14 protein-coding genes are annotated in these 15,886 nt (G+C 35.7%); 8 read left to right on the top strand and 6 right to left on the bottom strand.

The features are described 5' to 3' along the window. Window positions 1–52 precede the first annotated feature (52 nt). Together B1B04_RS16550 and B1B04_RS16555 are read right to left on the bottom strand one after the other, a co-directional pair. Entirely contained in the window at window positions 53–1,573 is a 1,521-nt protein-coding gene (locus tag B1B04_RS16550; protein ID WP_079562522.1) for a succinate CoA transferase, read from the bottom strand. Between the two features lie 371 nt (window positions 1,574–1,944). Then, window positions 1,945–2,595, bottom strand: coding sequence for a LytTR family DNA-binding domain-containing protein (locus tag B1B04_RS16555; protein ID WP_049663393.1), 651 nt, complete (start codon window positions 2,593–2,595; stop codon window positions 1,945–1,947). A 497-nt stretch (window positions 2,596–3,092) separates the two neighbouring features. Between B1B04_RS16555 and B1B04_RS16560 the strand changes: the two genes are divergently transcribed. The 4 genes from B1B04_RS16560 (at window position 3,093) to B1B04_RS16575 (ending at window position 6,169) form a co-directional block, all read left to right on the top strand. Continuing rightward, window positions 3,093–3,887, top strand: a complete 795-nt coding sequence (locus tag B1B04_RS16560; protein WP_079562523.1) for a helix-turn-helix transcriptional regulator — start codon at window positions 3,093–3,095, stop codon at window positions 3,885–3,887. 141 nt (window positions 3,888–4,028) lie between these two features. Beyond that, window positions 4,029–4,790, top strand: a complete 762-nt coding sequence (gene yidC, locus B1B04_RS16565; protein WP_079562524.1) for a membrane protein insertase YidC — start codon at window positions 4,029–4,031, stop codon at window positions 4,788–4,790. Window positions 4,791–4,843: 53 nt separating this feature from the next. Further along, the gene (locus B1B04_RS16570) at window positions 4,844–5,092 is read left to right on the top strand and encodes a hypothetical protein (protein ID WP_079562525.1); all 249 of its coding nucleotides are present in this window, start codon (window positions 4,844–4,846) and stop codon (window positions 5,090–5,092) included. A gap of 300 nt (window positions 5,093–5,392) precedes the next feature. Continuing rightward, window positions 5,393–6,169 carry a M15 family metallopeptidase gene (locus B1B04_RS16575; protein ID WP_079562526.1) on the top strand — a complete coding sequence of 259 codons (777 nt, stop codon included), beginning with the start codon at window positions 5,393–5,395 and terminating at the stop codon, window positions 6,167–6,169. 57 nt (window positions 6,170–6,226) lie between these two features. On the opposite strand, the gene cls is transcribed toward B1B04_RS16575, so the two are convergent. The 3 genes from cls to B1B04_RS16590 form a co-directional block, all read right to left on the bottom strand. Next, on the bottom strand, window positions 6,227–7,684 hold the full coding sequence (cls, locus tag B1B04_RS16580) for a cardiolipin synthase (protein WP_079562527.1): 1,458 nt from the start codon (window positions 7,682–7,684) through the stop codon (window positions 6,227–6,229). A 289-nt stretch (window positions 7,685–7,973) separates the two neighbouring features. Continuing rightward, a complete protein-coding gene (locus B1B04_RS16585; RefSeq protein ID WP_079562528.1) occupies window positions 7,974–8,765 on the bottom strand; it encodes a YwqG family protein in 792 nt (263 codons plus the stop codon). 89 nt (window positions 8,766–8,854) lie between these two features. Further along, on the bottom strand, window positions 8,855–10,015 hold the full coding sequence (locus B1B04_RS16590; RefSeq protein ID WP_079562529.1) for an MFS transporter: 1,161 nt from the start codon (window positions 10,013–10,015) through the stop codon (window positions 8,855–8,857). Window positions 10,016–10,632: 617 nt separating this feature from the next. On the opposite strand from B1B04_RS16590, the gene B1B04_RS25720 reads away from it, so the two are divergent. After that, on the top strand, window positions 10,633–10,770 hold the full coding sequence (locus B1B04_RS25720) for an Lmo0850 family protein (protein WP_004232019.1): 138 nt from the start codon (window positions 10,633–10,635) through the stop codon (window positions 10,768–10,770). 61 nt (window positions 10,771–10,831) lie between these two features. On the opposite strand, the gene B1B04_RS16595 is transcribed toward B1B04_RS25720, so the two are convergent. Continuing rightward, complete coding sequence (locus tag B1B04_RS16595) at window positions 10,832–12,019, bottom strand: FtsW/RodA/SpoVE family cell cycle protein (RefSeq protein ID WP_079562530.1); 1,188 nt, start codon at window positions 12,017–12,019, stop codon at window positions 10,832–10,834. A 308-nt stretch (window positions 12,020–12,327) separates the two neighbouring features. Between B1B04_RS16595 and B1B04_RS16600 the strand changes: the two genes are divergently transcribed. The 3 genes from B1B04_RS16600 (at window position 12,328) to B1B04_RS16610 (ending at window position 15,862) form a co-directional block, all read left to right on the top strand. Next, complete coding sequence (locus tag B1B04_RS16600) at window positions 12,328–13,083, top strand: hypothetical protein (protein WP_079562531.1); 756 nt, start codon at window positions 12,328–12,330, stop codon at window positions 13,081–13,083. A 320-nt stretch (window positions 13,084–13,403) separates the two neighbouring features. Beyond that, on the top strand, window positions 13,404–14,483 hold the full coding sequence (locus tag B1B04_RS16605; RefSeq protein ID WP_079562532.1) for a D-alanine--D-alanine ligase: 1,080 nt from the start codon (window positions 13,404–13,406) through the stop codon (window positions 14,481–14,483). An 11-nt stretch (window positions 14,484–14,494) separates the two neighbouring features. After that, window positions 14,495–15,862 carry a UDP-N-acetylmuramoyl-tripeptide--D-alanyl-D-alanine ligase gene (locus B1B04_RS16610; protein ID WP_079562533.1) on the top strand — a complete coding sequence of 456 codons (1,368 nt, stop codon included), beginning with the start codon at window positions 14,495–14,497 and terminating at the stop codon, window positions 15,860–15,862. Window positions 15,863–15,886 lie beyond the last annotated feature (24 nt).

Here is a 15,886-nt window from a genome sequence, read left to right on the forward strand (position 1 = left end):
AAAAGAACGCCTCATAAGTTTTTTGACTTAATGAGGCGTTCCTGAATTATAATTAAGCTTTAGAAACTTCTTTTTTCATTGTCTTGTTTTTAGCAAGGTTTACGTGCCAAGAAAGTGCTTCCTCTAAAATATGAGGTGTTTGATGGCCGCCAGTTGCTTCTAGAGCACGGTTATAGTAATCCCAAAGTTGTTCTTTGTAATCTGGGTGTGCACAGTTTTCGATAATTAAAGGTACACGCTCTTGTGGTGCAAGACCACGTAAGTCAGCAATACCTTGCTCAGTTACGATTACATCAACATCATGTTCAGTGTGGTCTACGTGAGAAACCATTGGCACGATTGAAGAGATAGCGCCGCCTTTTGCGTATGATTTAGTAACAAAAATACCTAGACGTGCGTTACGTGCAAAGTCACCTGAACCACCGATACCATTCATCATACGAGTACCTGATACGTGAGTTGAGTTTACGTTACCGTAGATATCTAATTCTAGAGCAGTGTTGATTGAAATTAGACCCAAACGACGGATAAGCTCTGGGTGGTTAGAAATTTCTTGTGTACGTAGGCAAATTTTATCAGCGTATTTTTCTAAATTGCCGTATACTTTTTTCTGTAATTCTTCAGTCAGCGTAATTGAAGTAGCTGCAGCAAATTTAACTTTACCAGCATCAATTAAGTTGAATACAGCATCTTGAAGTACTTCAGAAGCAACAACTAAATCTTCAAATTCTGAATCAGCGAAGCCGTCAAGTACAGCGTTTGCAACAGAACCAACACCAGATTGTAATGGCATTAATTGTTTTGTTAAGCGACCCGCTTTAATTTCATCACGGAAGAAGTCTAATAAAATGTTAGCCATTGTTTGTGTTTCTTCATCTGGTGGTACGATTAATGAAGGAGCATCAGGCTCTTCAGAAATAACAATCGCTTTAATTTTAGCTGGATCAACTTTGATACCGATATCACCAATGCGTTGCATAGCATCAGTCATTGGAATCGCTTCACGTTTACCTTGCTCAGCTGGCACATAGATATCGTGGATACCTACTAAAGCCTCTGGGTGAGAGATATTTAACTCGATAATAATATTCTCAGCGTATTCAGCAAAGATAGGTGAGTTACCAACTGAATTTGTTGGGATGATGAAGCCATCTTCTGTAATAGCAACAGCTTCAAGGATTAAATGTTTAATTGGTCCGATAATTCCTTGGCGAACTAATTCAGCATTATGTGAAAGGTGAGCATCTACATATAGTACATCCCCAGAGTTAATTAAGTTACGAATACCTGCATCTCCTTGGAATGGTCCACGTTTGCGGATAACACCAGCTTCAGCTAAGTATTTATCAACTTCAGGTCCTAAAGAAGCCCCTGTATATACATCAATTTTGAATTTTTCGTTTTTAGCGCGCTCTACTAAAGCCATAGGAACAACTTTTGCGTCCCCCGCACGAGTGAATCCACTCATACCAACTACATCACCGTTTGAGATAAGTGCTGCAGCTTCATCAGCAGTAACGATTTTACTTTCAAGTTCTTTTAAGCCTATGCGTTTTTGAATAATTGCATCCATTAAAAAGTCCTCCCCTAAAAAGTTTTATGGAAACCGATTACAAAACTAGAAAAAACGTGTAAGAATTTTCTGTTTATTTAGTTGTAGTATGACACCAACCATTTGAATAATACTATCACCAAATTGTCACAATTACTTTAGAAATAGCATTAAATTGAGTAAAAACAGGAAAAATGAGCATAAAAACGAATTTTCGACAGAGAAAACGTTTTAATGTAGAGGTGTATTGTTTTTAGATGATTTTACTTTTGAAAATTCAGTAATATAATGTGGGGTTGATTTCCGTTCCGACTGGTTGGTGAAGAGCATTTAATTTCAGTAAGAAAAAAAGTACAGCGAACAATTAAAATGCTCGCTGTACTTATAAAAAATTAGAAACCTAAAGAACGACGGAAGTAACTTGCGTAGCGTTGGCTAACTGGAATACGAGTACCGTCTTTCATAATTAATAAAAACGTTGAATGAGAATCTGGTTGAATTTCATCAATGTAGTCAATGTTAACGATATAAGAGCGGTGACAACGTATAAATGAGTCAGGTGCTAAAAATAGCTCAAGATCACTTAGGTTCAAGCGGTGGTAGCCTTCACGACTCATCGTCTTAACAAATGTTTTTCGAAGCTGTGTTTCAAGATAAATAACTTGATCATGTTTGATTGGGTACCAGCAGTCATCGATTTTAATAGTAATGTAGTTCGTTAAAAATGCTGATGGCTTTTGTGGGAAGATTGCAGTGATAGCACCCTTAGTTTCGCCTTCCTCCATTAAAGGAATACTCATGCCGTAATATGCTACTCCAAATACATCAGGCTCAATGTAAGAGCTAATCTTTTGTCCGTAGTTTAGCGCTTTATGAGCTGCTGAACCTTCTTTAATTGGGTCGCCAGGCTTGATCTTTAAATCCACTTTTTTGCTTGCTTGGTAGTACAAGTATTCGTTTGTATCGGAGATTGCGATAGAAGTATTCTCGGGAAAGAACTCTTTAATAATCTCCATAATTTCTTCTATTTGTTTTGGATCCACTATTAACACCTCGTCTAAACTTTTAAAAATAGTATTATCATCTATTTTACTACATATTCATATAAATTATATAGAGAAGATTTCGGAATAAAAAAGAGAAATGTCGATTGATGAAAAATTTAGGTGTAAAACAACATTACATAATTTGTAACAAATTTTAAAAAATTACTAATTCAGTTTGATATATATATGGTAAAATTTAATTGTGCGACATAAGTTTACGAGGTTTCTACTATGCATATATGATAAATTAGAACTAGAGTGAAAGACAAAATGTGGTTGAAAGGAAATCGCAGAATATGGTAAAATTCACTGTATAGTCTATTTTTTTTTGTGACTGATGGTATAGTTGGGTTATTTTTATTATATAATATATGAAATATGACTCAATTCGTACAATTGATAAGGAAATACTATTTTCTTATTTTGAAATAAGTAGATTGGTGTCAAGAATTGTAACAGCAATTCGTGCAATCTGAGGAAAGATGGGGAAGATTATGCAATTACATCAACATTCTATGTCAGAAACGATATCCAAAAGATACTTTCAGGAAATCGATAGTATTAACCAATACATCGGTGTAGAAGAATTTTTTAATATTGAGTCGAAATTAGTATTTGAAATTTACCATTTAGAATCTGCGAAGGCTAAGAAATCTTTGCATAAATTAATTGATATTCTTTCCATACGTTTTGGCAAACAAGTCATTAAAATTGTTCGAAGTTATTTTTCTGTTTTGTCGTCAATTGTTGCACGTAAATTGCTAGACAATCAAGTTCCTTCGAAAAAAGCTTTTGCTTTTAACATTGCTTGTAATGATATGATTGAAAATCAAATGAAAGACGCAGAATTTTTACAATTCGCTGATGATTTAATTGATTTTTTTGTCTACTTCATCGCAGATCGCAAGCAACCGACTTTTCGTCACCAGACCGTTAATAAAGTAATAATGTATATAAATGATGAATTGGAAAATGACTTAACAGTGGAAAGCATCGCAAATAATTTTCATATAAGTACGAGTCACTTATCACGTATATTTAGAGAACATGTTGGTATTACACTTGTTGAATATCTAAATGTTCGTCGAGTAGAGGAATCACAGTACTACCTTAGACACACTAATAAAAGTATAACTTCTATTTCGGATCAATTCCATTTCTGTAATCAAAGCTATTTTACCCGCATCTTTAAAAAATATACTGGGGTAACGCCTAAACATTTCCGAGACGAGCTACACCATGAGTTTTATCGTTTTGAGATGGCGGAATCAGAGCTTCAAAACGTTTAAAGTCATAAAAAGATTAATAAATAGATGCGGACGTATTAGCGATGCTAAAGCTCGCATCTTTTTTATGCTTGCTATTTGATAATAATGGACCCAATAATGTATACTTCATTTTAGTTGATAAATAATAGTAGGTGGAAAAAAATGAGGAATTTGAAGCTGTTTACAATGCTTGGACTTGCCGTTTTTGTTCTTAGTGGCTGTCAAGCTGTGCAAAACAAAGAAGGTTTTTTCTATAGTATCTTTGTAAAACCTATGGAATTTTTATTGGAATTTTTCGGTAACACTATTTTTTCAGGTAGCTATGGTTTAGCAATTATCGCTATTACGGTTCTTATTCGTTTAGTTTTAATGCCGATTATGTTAAAGAATTACCGTCAGCAACAAAAGATGAAAACGAAAATGGATGCGTTTAAGCCTGAAATGGAAGTTGTTCAGAAAAAGATGAAGGAAGCTAAGACAAAAGAAGAGCAAATGCAGCATCAGCAAGAAATGATGGCATTATATCAAAAACATGGCATCAATCCACTTAACATGGGCTGTTTACCAATGTTAATTCAAATGCCTATTATCATGGGTCTTTATTTCTCTATCTTATATTCTACAGATGTGAAAACACATGAATTTTTATGGTTTAGCTTAGGTTCACCTGATATCGCTATGACAATTGTCGCAGGTATTGTTTATTTAGTTCAAGCACGTGTATCATTATGGACAGTACCAGAGCAACAAAAAGCACAAATGAAAATGTTTATTTATATTTCACCAATTATGATTGTCTTTATCTCAATGTCATCTATGGCAGCCCTACCACTTTACTGGTCGGTCAGCGGTGCATTATTGATTATTCAAACATATATCGGTCGAAAATTTTATTCGGAACATCCGGAAAAAGTAAACTCATAAAATTATTTGTCGAGGCGCCTATGTAGCCTCGATTTTTTTAGGAGGACAGTAAGATGAATACAAAGTGGCTATCATCTATTCTAGTCGCGATTTTTAGTATCGCGGCTATCGTATTTATTATCCTAGGTAATTTTAACTTTGCGGTATTTGCAATGACTATTATGTTTGCCGTATCAAATGGATTTAGAGCAAAAAGTTTTAAAGAGCAAGGTTATATAAAAGAAGCAAAATGGATGAAGTACATGGCAATCTTTTTCTCAATTGCTTCTATAGTAGTGTTTATTATTATTCTCACTGACTAATTTATCAATTATGCCTCGGCATAAATGTGTCTGGGATCGGCCGGAGGCTTAAACTTCTTTCAGCAAATGTTTTTTGTATCGAAAGAGTAGCGACAGGTACAGGTGTTTTGGCACCCTCTGAAAGAAGTTTGAAAATCATTGGTGAAAATCTACACCCTAAATTGTGAACAGTGCTAAAATGAGACTATACCAATATAGTACAAAATAGTATCGGTACTTACTAGGACTGTTCTTTCTAAATTCTTTGAAAGAGAATACTACCATGTGGTACTGGATAACTTTAAAAGGGGTAAAAAAATAGTGAAAAAGAAACGTTTTCCACTCATCCTGGGTGCTTTAATCTCGATGGCGCTTATCGCATCTATTTTCGTAGTTTATAACTATAAAAATAAACAGATAAGTAATGCATCAGATGAAAATGAACAACAAGCAGCAGAACCAACTAAAAAAGATTCACCTGTAAAAGAAGAGCCGAAAAATACAGCGGATAATCCGGTGAAGCCTGAGCAGAAGGTAGATGAAAATGGCTATATACCAAATCAAACATTACCAACTGAGCCGACATATATTAAAGGTATTTTATTAGCGAATAAAATATATCCGCTACCATCTACCTTTGCGCCTGAAGAAAGTCCAGAGGCTCGTCAAGCTCTAAATAAAATGCTTGCTGCTGCAAAACAACAAGGTTTTGATTTAGTAGCTTTTAGTGGCTATCGATCTTTTGAATATCAAACAACATTATATAATAACTATGTAAACCGTGATGGGCAAGCTGCCGCTGATCGCTATAGTGCTCGCCCTGGTTATTCAGAACATCAGACCGGTTTGGCTTTTGATATAGGGGAAGTAGGTAAAGATAAATTATGGTTAACTGAAGAATTCGGTGAAACACCAGCAGGCCAATGGTTATTTACACATGCTCAAGACTATGGTTTTATTTTAAGATTCCCCCAAAATAAAGAGGACATCACAGGTTATATGTATGAGTCATGGCACTACCGTTATGTGGGTGTAGACATAGCAAAAGACATAAAAAAACAAAATATAACGCTAGAAGAATATCTAGGTGTGAAATAAAAAAGGGAAGAGAGTTGTTCGTAATGATACGAACTAGCTCTCTTCCTTTTCTATATTCTACAAGATCGGTGTTAATAAGCGTGAAATGGATTCTTTAAATTTAATTAACGCGGAACGATTTTGGTACATTTCCCAAGTTAATTCAGTGCAATCAAAAATATCCTTTTCAAACAGCTCAGCAAGCTGATGTGAAATCGTTGAGTCATAAATGAAGGCATTTACTTCGAAATTCAAACTGAAACTGCGTACATCAAGGTTTGCAGTACCGATAGTAGATGCTTCATCGTCAATAATAATTGCTTTAGCATGAATAAAGCCCTTTTCATAAATATAAACTTTTGCTCCTGCACGCAATAATTGTCCTACGTATGAATATGTAGCCCAATAAACAAACATATGATCAGGCTTATTTGGAATCATGATCCTTACATCAATGCCTGAAAGTGTCGCAATTTTAATAGCCTCTAAAAAACTAACATCAGGGATGAAATATGGCGTTTGGATATATATATACTTTTTCGCCATATTAATAAGCTTTAAGTAGCCTATTTTAATATGTTCCCAGTCAGAGTCAGGTCCACTAGACACGATTTGTAAGCCCACATTGCCTTTTTTCGGAATAGCAGGGAAGTAACGATCTGAATAGCCCATTTTCTGTTGTGCGGAAGCTTGGTTCCAATCAAGTAAAAAGCGAGTTTGTAATGGATGGACGGAACTACCTTCAATACGTAAATGTGTATCTCTCCAATAGCCAAACTTTTTTTGTAGACCGAGGTACTCATCTCCAACATTAAAACCACCAATATAACCAATACGACCATCAATCACAACAATTTTTCGGTGATTTCTAAAATTTAAACGAGGGTTTATAAGTGGCAAAATGGATGGGAAAAATACTTCGACTTCTCCACCTGCAGCAAGCAATTCTTTGAAATGGCGTTTTTTAACATTGCGTGAGCCCATTTCATCATATAAGATTCTTACCTTAACTCCTTGCTTTGCCTTTTTAATAAGTGCATTAACAATGCGTGTACCTAGGTCATCTAAACGGAAAATATAATATTGAATGTGAATATGATCTTTTGCTGCATCAATATCTGCAAGCAACTGCTCAAATTTGTTTGCGCCATCCTCAAAAATATCAATGTGGTTATCCTGCGTTAATACAGCATTATTTGTTTTAAGATGCATGTAAATCATTTCTTTATAATTTTTCGCATTTTCGATCCGAAACTCGAACGTATTATCTCGAATCGCTTCTGTCTGATAGCTAATGAGGTTATCGATACCGATATCCTTGCGTCCTTCCCAACGGAATAAATGTTTTTTTCGTAGTTGTCGCCCGAACATCAAGTATAAAATAAACCCACCTAATGGAATGAAAAACAGTACGAGAATCCATGCCCATGTAGAAGTGGCATCTTTACGCTCTAAAAAAATTATGACCATTGCTGCCAAAATATTAACAAACATAATTAAAGGTACTAGATATCCAACATCGGTAAAAATACTCATTCCTACACCTGCCTTTACTATATTTGTGCAATACACTTAGTATAACTTACTTTATAAGTGGAAAGAAGAGATGAAATTTGGTTAGTAAGCATGGAAAAGGATTACCTCCAAATAAGAACGAGGTAATCCAAAATCCATTTTGCCTTATTGTATTGAAATAGTTTTGTATCGTTGCTTTCGCACAGAAAAACAATTGTTGCTGCCGCTACGCTTTCGCACAGAAAAACAATTGTTGCTGCCGCTACGCTTTCGCACAGAAAAACAATTGTTGCTGCATGAAGATAAATGATTAGTAATGCTCCCATTGAAATAAAATATCAGAGAAATCCTTTTGGAGGAGCTTTTCTTGGTTAATAAAGAATTTTCCAACACCACTATCTGCCCACATAATACCGATTTCATCATTAGAGTCGATTTGGAGCAACAATACATCATATCGTTTAAGAAGCTGTGATTCGTGACGGATATCTTCCTCTATAAAATAGGCGTAACCGCCAATTTTAGCTCCAGCCCCTAAGAAGTGTTGTAAATAAATTTCCCGTAAATCAACATCTTCTGATGAAGGAATTAAGTCAGGTAAATAATGTAAAGCTCGATAATCTAAAGCAGAAACAGGTTCTTGAATCGGTTGAAATTGTAATGCTAATTCCTGACGAATAGGGAACTGATCGTCTGCTGCTTGTGCTAAAAACTCCTGACTAGGGGGTATTGCTTCAAAATTTACGGTAGGATAAAAACGTATTTTATAAAATTGCTGAAAAATATCTTCGTGATAATGATCAGCATTCACGAAAATATTAGATGAAATAAAAAATTGCAGAATACCCTGAGATGGGAAATCCTTTAGAGGTGGCATTTCTGCAAAGTTAATTTGAGCTAATAGCCGCATAGGCTCACCTGCAATATCTTTCGGATACGTCTGGTAATATGGTAAATAAGGTTCTCCAGCAAATTTACTTTCCGTTAATGTAGTTGATCGCTTATAGGGTGTGATAATCATTGCTGAAATCAGTGTTTCTTCAATTTCAAAACGAAACGATTCTAGCTCTTTTGGAATAAAAAAATTTGTTGTTTTGTTCATGCAGAGCCCTCCGATAGTCCGCCCCAATATTCCTTGATGTGTTTTCCACGCTTTGAATTACTAGTAAGTTACGGCTTTTTATCAACAAATTATTCAAGTCGTAAAGATTTATTTGATGCTTTAAAAATAAATATTAAACTTATTGAAACGACGGCTATTGCTGCTGAAGTATAATAGCCTAAACTAGAATGCATAGTAAATAGCCAAGTGAAGAATAGTGGACCTAGAATGCGCCCTAGGTTATCCATCGAATAGGAAAGACCTGCGGCAGTGCCGTATTGACCACCAGATTCTTTAGTTGAAAGAGATACAACGCATGTTCTTGCGAGTGCATTTCCTGCTGTGAAAACACAGAGGGCTAAACCGGCCATAAATAAGTTAGCTGTTAAAGTGAATAAAAGCATACCCATTGCTGTGACAATTTGTGCACCTATTAGCCAATTTGTCTCGCTTCCGTTTTTAATTCGTCTAACCACACCGCCTTGAATAGCTGCATCTACAAAGCCACTAAACATGAACAAATAACCAATTTGTAATGGTGTAATTTGAATTCGATCAATTTGGAACAACTGGAAAGTCGCTTCCACTCCTGCCAGCATAAAAGTCACTAAAAATGAGAACATAAATAAATAACGTACACGGTACTGCAACATTTTTGTAGCACCCTTTGGCACAATGGCACGTTTATTTGTATCTTTTCGTTTTATAGGTTCTTTTAAAACGAAACTTGCATAAATAAATAATAGTGCAATTAGTGTTGCTGAAGCGTTAAAGGGTAGTTGCAAGCTATAGTGTCCGAGTATACCACCTATTGCTGGACCAAAAATAAAACCGAGCCCGATGGACATGCCCATGAGACCCATATATTTATTGCGATCCTCCTCACTCGACATATCTCCTACAAAGCCTGTTACAGCTGTATATAGTGCTCCTGAGAACAAACCACCAACAACGCGTGAGATGTATAACATTACTAAATTATTAATAAATAATGAAAAAATAACAAAGCTTAAGCTAAAACCTACAAGACCTATTAATATAAGTTGCTTACGACCTACCTTATCGGACAGCATACCCCAAAGAGGAGCAGTGAAAAAACTGGCGAGCGAATACACTGTAAGTAAGCCACCTACATGTATATTATCCCAACTTTGCTGAACTATAACCTCAGGTAAGACAGGTATAATAATTCCAAACCCAAGGTAGACGAGGAATTGGACAGACATTAATAATAAAATTGCCTTTTTCATACAGTCCCCTGCTTTCATACAATATTTTAGTATGTATATTCTACCTCTCTTATTATTGTTATTACAAGAAGGCGGAAGAATAAAACAGCTTAAATACTTCTTTGATCATTACTAAAGTAGGGGGGATATTTTGTTAACGTGTATACTAAGGTTTTATATAGCGAAGGCTGGGCAACTTCTTAAGGGCAGCTGTAAAATAGGAGCGAGTGCAGTAGAGAAAAGAGGCTGAACACTGTATAAAAAATGACAAACTGTTAACAATGGAATTATATTGACACAAAAAAAGAATGACGAGCTAACGTAAGTAACTAAATGGACTCATTCCATTTTTAATTTTTTGTATCGAATGTCGCATAGAGTATTAAATTATTTCTAGGGTATACTACTAGAGGGTATATCGGTATTTTATTTTATTGCGTTTGAATTTTGTTATTTAGTGGTAAATGGTTTGAAAAGAGGAAAAATTTACATTGTAACAAAAATGAAAAATTTTAAAGCAAATTTAAATGGTATGATAGAAAGAGATTAACTCGTCAGACATCATACGCTTTGCAAAAATGAAACTTTTTTGGAAATAAAACGTTATATAAATTCGAGGAAAGATTGAGGTGGAATGTATGACAAAAGAAGTAGATTTGAAAAAGATTGTTTCGAATTTATCTAAGTTGGGTGTAACAGCCACTGTAACAAAGTCTCGACTTGAACTTTTAAAAGTGCTCACACCACCAACGCAAACACCGCAAGTTCAAGCTTAACTCGTTTTACAAATAAAAATGGGTAGTCTCTTAATGAGGCTACCCATTTTTTTATTCACAATTAATCGTCATCATCGTGAGTGGTAAACATGTAAGTACGATAGTGGAAACGCATACTGAAAACAAGACCGATGGCTAGAGCGTTCCCCATCAATGAACTTCCCCCATAACTGATAAACGGTAGGGGAATACCTGTAATAGGTAATAACTGAACAGTCATACCGATATTTTCAAGTACGTGGAATGTAATCATTGCAATAATACCAGCACATACATATGTTGAGAATGGATCTTTCAATAATAGTGTAGTTTTTGTTAAATGATAGATTAATAAAAAGAATAAACAAATAACGATACTAGCACCAATAAAACCCCATTCTTCTCCGATAACTGTAAAAATAAAATCGGTATGATTTTCGGCAACGTAAACTTCACGACCGCGGTAACCTTTACCGAAAATCTCACCTGAACCAATGGCATTCAAGGAAGTAATTAAATGGTATCCATCACTAGAAGAATATGAATACGGATCTAACCAAGAATAGATTCGAGCAAACTGATATGGTCTTAAGCCGAATGTGTTCTCTAAAAAACTTTGCATATAGAGTGCCATCCATAAAAAAGAACCACCTACTATAGCGCCACCTAAAAAAGTTGGTAAAATAATTTTCCATGATACACCTGCTACAATGACAACAGCAGCCGTAATGGCGAAGAATACTAAGGCTGAACCAAGGTCAGGCTGCTTCAGAATAAGAGCTAAAGGTAGTAATAGTGTAGCAATGATTTTACCTAGCAATATGAAATCCGTTTTTAAGGATTTAAAAGAATAAACTTCGTGATGCTTACTAATAAGTCGAGCAAGTGCTAAAATGTAAAAGGTTTTCATAAACTCAGAAGGTTGAATATTTCCTAGAGGTGTTTTAAACCAGCTTTTTGCACCATTAATTTTTTCACCGATTTGTCCTGGTCCTTCTGGCATGAAAATAAGCAGTACTAATAAGAAGATACCTCCACCGTACATATACCAAGACAATTTTTTATATTGGTCAGGTTCAAAAAACATAACTATTCCAATAATTACTGAGCAAATGACGTACCATCGCAATTGTAAAGGAACATAGTTAATGCCGTACTGACCTGATGTTTGCGCCGACGAAATGGCTAACAAACTTATGACTAGAAAGCAAAGTAGTATAAAAGCGAGCGTCCAGTCAAAACGATTCGCGAAATTTCGTTTATTTTCCATACAAGCCACCTATATCAAAATAGTATCTCTTAATGAGTAAATTTGATTTAAATTAATTCCGATTCAATATACTACCAAATATATATATGATGAATCCTCTCAAATATTTGTAAGAAATGAATAGAATTATATTCGTTCTAAATATGCTCATTCCGAGTAGTTAAAAAACATATGCAATAGCATCTTTAACATTCATATTATAACGTAAAAAACACTTTTACGCCTGTGAATATTGTTATGACGATTATTAACATAAAATGTTTCAAAAAATTCAAGTTTAGTTTTATAATATAGTGAAGAATGGGGTGATGGTTGTGGCTAAAAAATTGAAGTCAGCTGACGATTTTATGTATCATATTTATGTTCATATGAATGAGGTCGATAAATTTGTTGTTTTTAGCGGGCTTAAATTCCCGCAATTTGTGGCTGCACTTGAACCACTGCATCACTTACTGTTATTGAAACATTCCTATGAAGATGGTTCCTTTAATATGCATACACAGTTCGATTATATATCAGAAGAGGAAGTACCTCAGTTTGTAAAAAAAGCTACAGAATCCAAAGAATTATGTTGGATAGACTTTATGGATGAGAAGAGGCTAGACCAACTAACACCGATGGAACAAGGAGAGCTGCTTTACATAAGTCATAAAAAGGAACCGATTACTTCGCCATTTTTTAATAAATTACAAAATCGATTTGTCTATTATTCTTCAGATTTAGAGAAAATGACTAAAATTTATTTTCGCCATTTAAGTGATTTCGATTTACTCATTGCTAATGTTTTGAACAGTTTGATTCGTGAAAAGGAACGTAGCACTGGTTTTTGGCGACGGAAGGTGAAATCGAGTATTCCTGCTATTTCACCGGAATTTTTGCGTGCTTATCGTTCTTTTACTAAAGATGGGGCACTGTTATCATTGTATAGAATTGAAAAGCCTAAAGTAGCTTATGGTATCGAAATTCGCAATCTGTCAGAGTATTCCTATCCAGATGAGGTATGGGATGATTTAAAAAGTACAATTTTGAAAAATGAGCACGATGAATTGATTTATATTATTTAACTTCTTTCAGCGACTAACTGACCTGCGTCACGCAGGCCGAAGCACAAAGCTGATTCCTGACGCAATTATGCCTAGGCATAATTGATCTATTCATTTGTACGTAGAATGAATATACACTAAATCTCACCGTCAAAATTACGGTGAGATTTTTAACGTCATTCAGTAATTGTTTTGATGTTTTACGTAGCGACAGCTACAAATGTTTTATGTAGCGAAAGCAAAGCGTCAGCTACAATTACGGCAAGGCGAAATTGATGACATTTATAAAGACGTTTCATGATAAACTAATAGTACTCAAGAAGTATGTGGAGGGCACAAAAATGAAAAAAAGAATCGGTTTATTATACGGTGGAAAGTCAGCCGAGCATGAGGTGTCATTATCGACAGCATGTGCAGTCACGGGAGCTTTGAATTTCGAGGAGTATGAAGTATATCCGATTTTCATTACCCTTGAAGGGGAGTGGCGCCGCGGTGAGCGTCTAAAAAAACCTGCAAGTACAATTGAAGAATTACAATTTGGTGATAATGCCACTATTTTAGAAAATAATATTACAGATTTTTTAATTGATAAAGATGGTAAATCCGTACAATTTGACGCAATTTTCCCATTGCTTCATGGTACTAATGGTGAAGATGGTACTGTCCAAGGTTTACTTGAAGTTCTAAATCTACCGTATGTAGGAAATGGTGTGTTAGCATCAGCAACTGGCATGGATAAAGTAGTTATGAAACAATTATTTGAAATTGCCGGCTTACCACAAGTTCCATATACGTATTTCATTCGTAGTGAATGGGCTAATGAACAGGAGGCTATCCTTGCTCGTTGCGAAGAAAAACTGGATTGGCCGATGTTTGTTAAACCTGCAAACTTAGGGTCAAGTGTTGGAATTAGCAAGGCATCAAATCGCGATGAATTAGTGAAGGCTATCGAAATAGCCTTACAGTATGATCGTAAAATTGTAATTGAACAAGGTATAATCGCTCGTGAAATTGAACTTGCTGTGCTAGGAAATGACTTCCCGGAAGTTTCTGTACCTGGTGAAATTAAACCAGTCACTGAATTTTATGATTATGACTCTAAATATAAAGATGGCTCAACGGTCCTTATTATTCCAGCAGAGCTTACTGAGGATACAGTATCTAATTTACAGGAGCTAGCTAAACGTGCGTTCAAAGCTATTGATGGAAGCGGTTTAGTTCGTGCGGACTTTTTTGTGACGGCCGATAACAGCATTTATATTAACGAAGTAAATACAATGCCAGGTTTTACACCTGTAAGTATGTATCCGCTTCTTTGGCAACATACAAATGTAAGTTACCCAGAGCTTATTGATCGTCTGATTACTCTAGCAATTGAGCGTTTTGAAGAAAAACAACAGCTTCACTATAAAATAGACTGAGTGGGATTATTGTGAAAAAAACATTAAAGCAGTTAGCTACATGGTTAAATGAAGAAGTACCAGCTTTTGGTGACACGGTCGTATCAGGAATTTCCATTGATACTAGAACAATTCAACAAGGGGACTTGTTTGTTCCATTTCGTGGTGAAAAGGCCAATGGTCATAAATTCGTTCTGCAGGCTATTGAAAAAGGAGCAGGAGCTTCTCTTTGGCAGAAAGATGAACCGAATCCACCTCAAGGTGTACCATTACTCTTTGTAGATGATCCAGAAGTGGCGCTTCAGCAAATGGCACGTGCCTATCGCAGTGAGCATAAGGCGAAGTTTATTGGCATTACTGGTTCAAATGGTAAAACATCGACGAAAGATATTTTAGCAGGAACGCTAACACCATTTTTTAAAGTACAAAAGACAATCGGGAATTTTAATAATGAGCTAGGTTTACCTATTACGGTATTACAGCTAGATGAAGATACTGATGTTGCTGTACTTGAAATGGGTATGAGTGGTTTTGGTGAAATTGAGTTTTTAACGAAACTTGCTCGTCCACATATGACAGTGATTACAAACATTGGCGAAGCTCATATGCAAGATTTAGGCTCTCGTGCAGGAATCGCTAAAGCCAAATTTGAAATAATCCAAGGAATACAACCAGATGGAGTGCTGTTTTATGATGGAGATGAACCGCTACTACAAGAGTTAGTTGCGAAAGAGCAGCAGTTAAAAGCGGTGGCATTTGGCCTAGAGAATGGCAATCTATTGTATGCAGATAATATTGAAGCAACTGCTGATGGAAGTAGCTTCTCTACGCATGGTGTGATAGAAGGAGATTTCTTTATTTCAGTTCTCGGGAAGCACCAAGTGAAAAATACATTAGTCGCAATGTTAATTTCACAACAGCTAGGTTTAAACGATGACCAAATTCGTGCATCCTTAAAACAAGTAGCTCTTACGGATATGCGCATGCAGCAAGTGAATGGATCAAATGGGGCGTTATTTATTAATGATGCTTACAATGCTGCACCAACTTCTGTAAAGGCAGCTATTCAATTTGTTGCATCGACAACGATTCGCCCAGAAAAATGGCTTGTGCTAGGTGATATGCTTGAACTTGGGCCAAATGAAAAGCGTTTCCATGAAGATTTGTCGAAGGATATTCATGCAGAAGAAATCGACTTTGTATGTTTATTTGGCCCACGGATGGCTTATTTAAATGAAGTTTTAAAAGAGCGATTTGATGAGGACCATTTGTTATATGCAGAGGATGATTATACGCCAATTATCGAAAAACTGCAGCAAGCTAACGAGGAGTCTATCGTTTTACTAAAAGGCTCTCGTGGTATGAAGTTAGAAACGATCTTACGTGCATTTACGAAGTGATGAAACAAGGAGTCGGTGGGACAT

Origin of the sequence: Lysinibacillus sp. KCTC 33748 (assembly GCF_002237755.1) — a bacterium.
Lineage (GTDB): Bacteria > Bacillota > Bacilli > Bacillales_A > Planococcaceae > Lysinibacillus.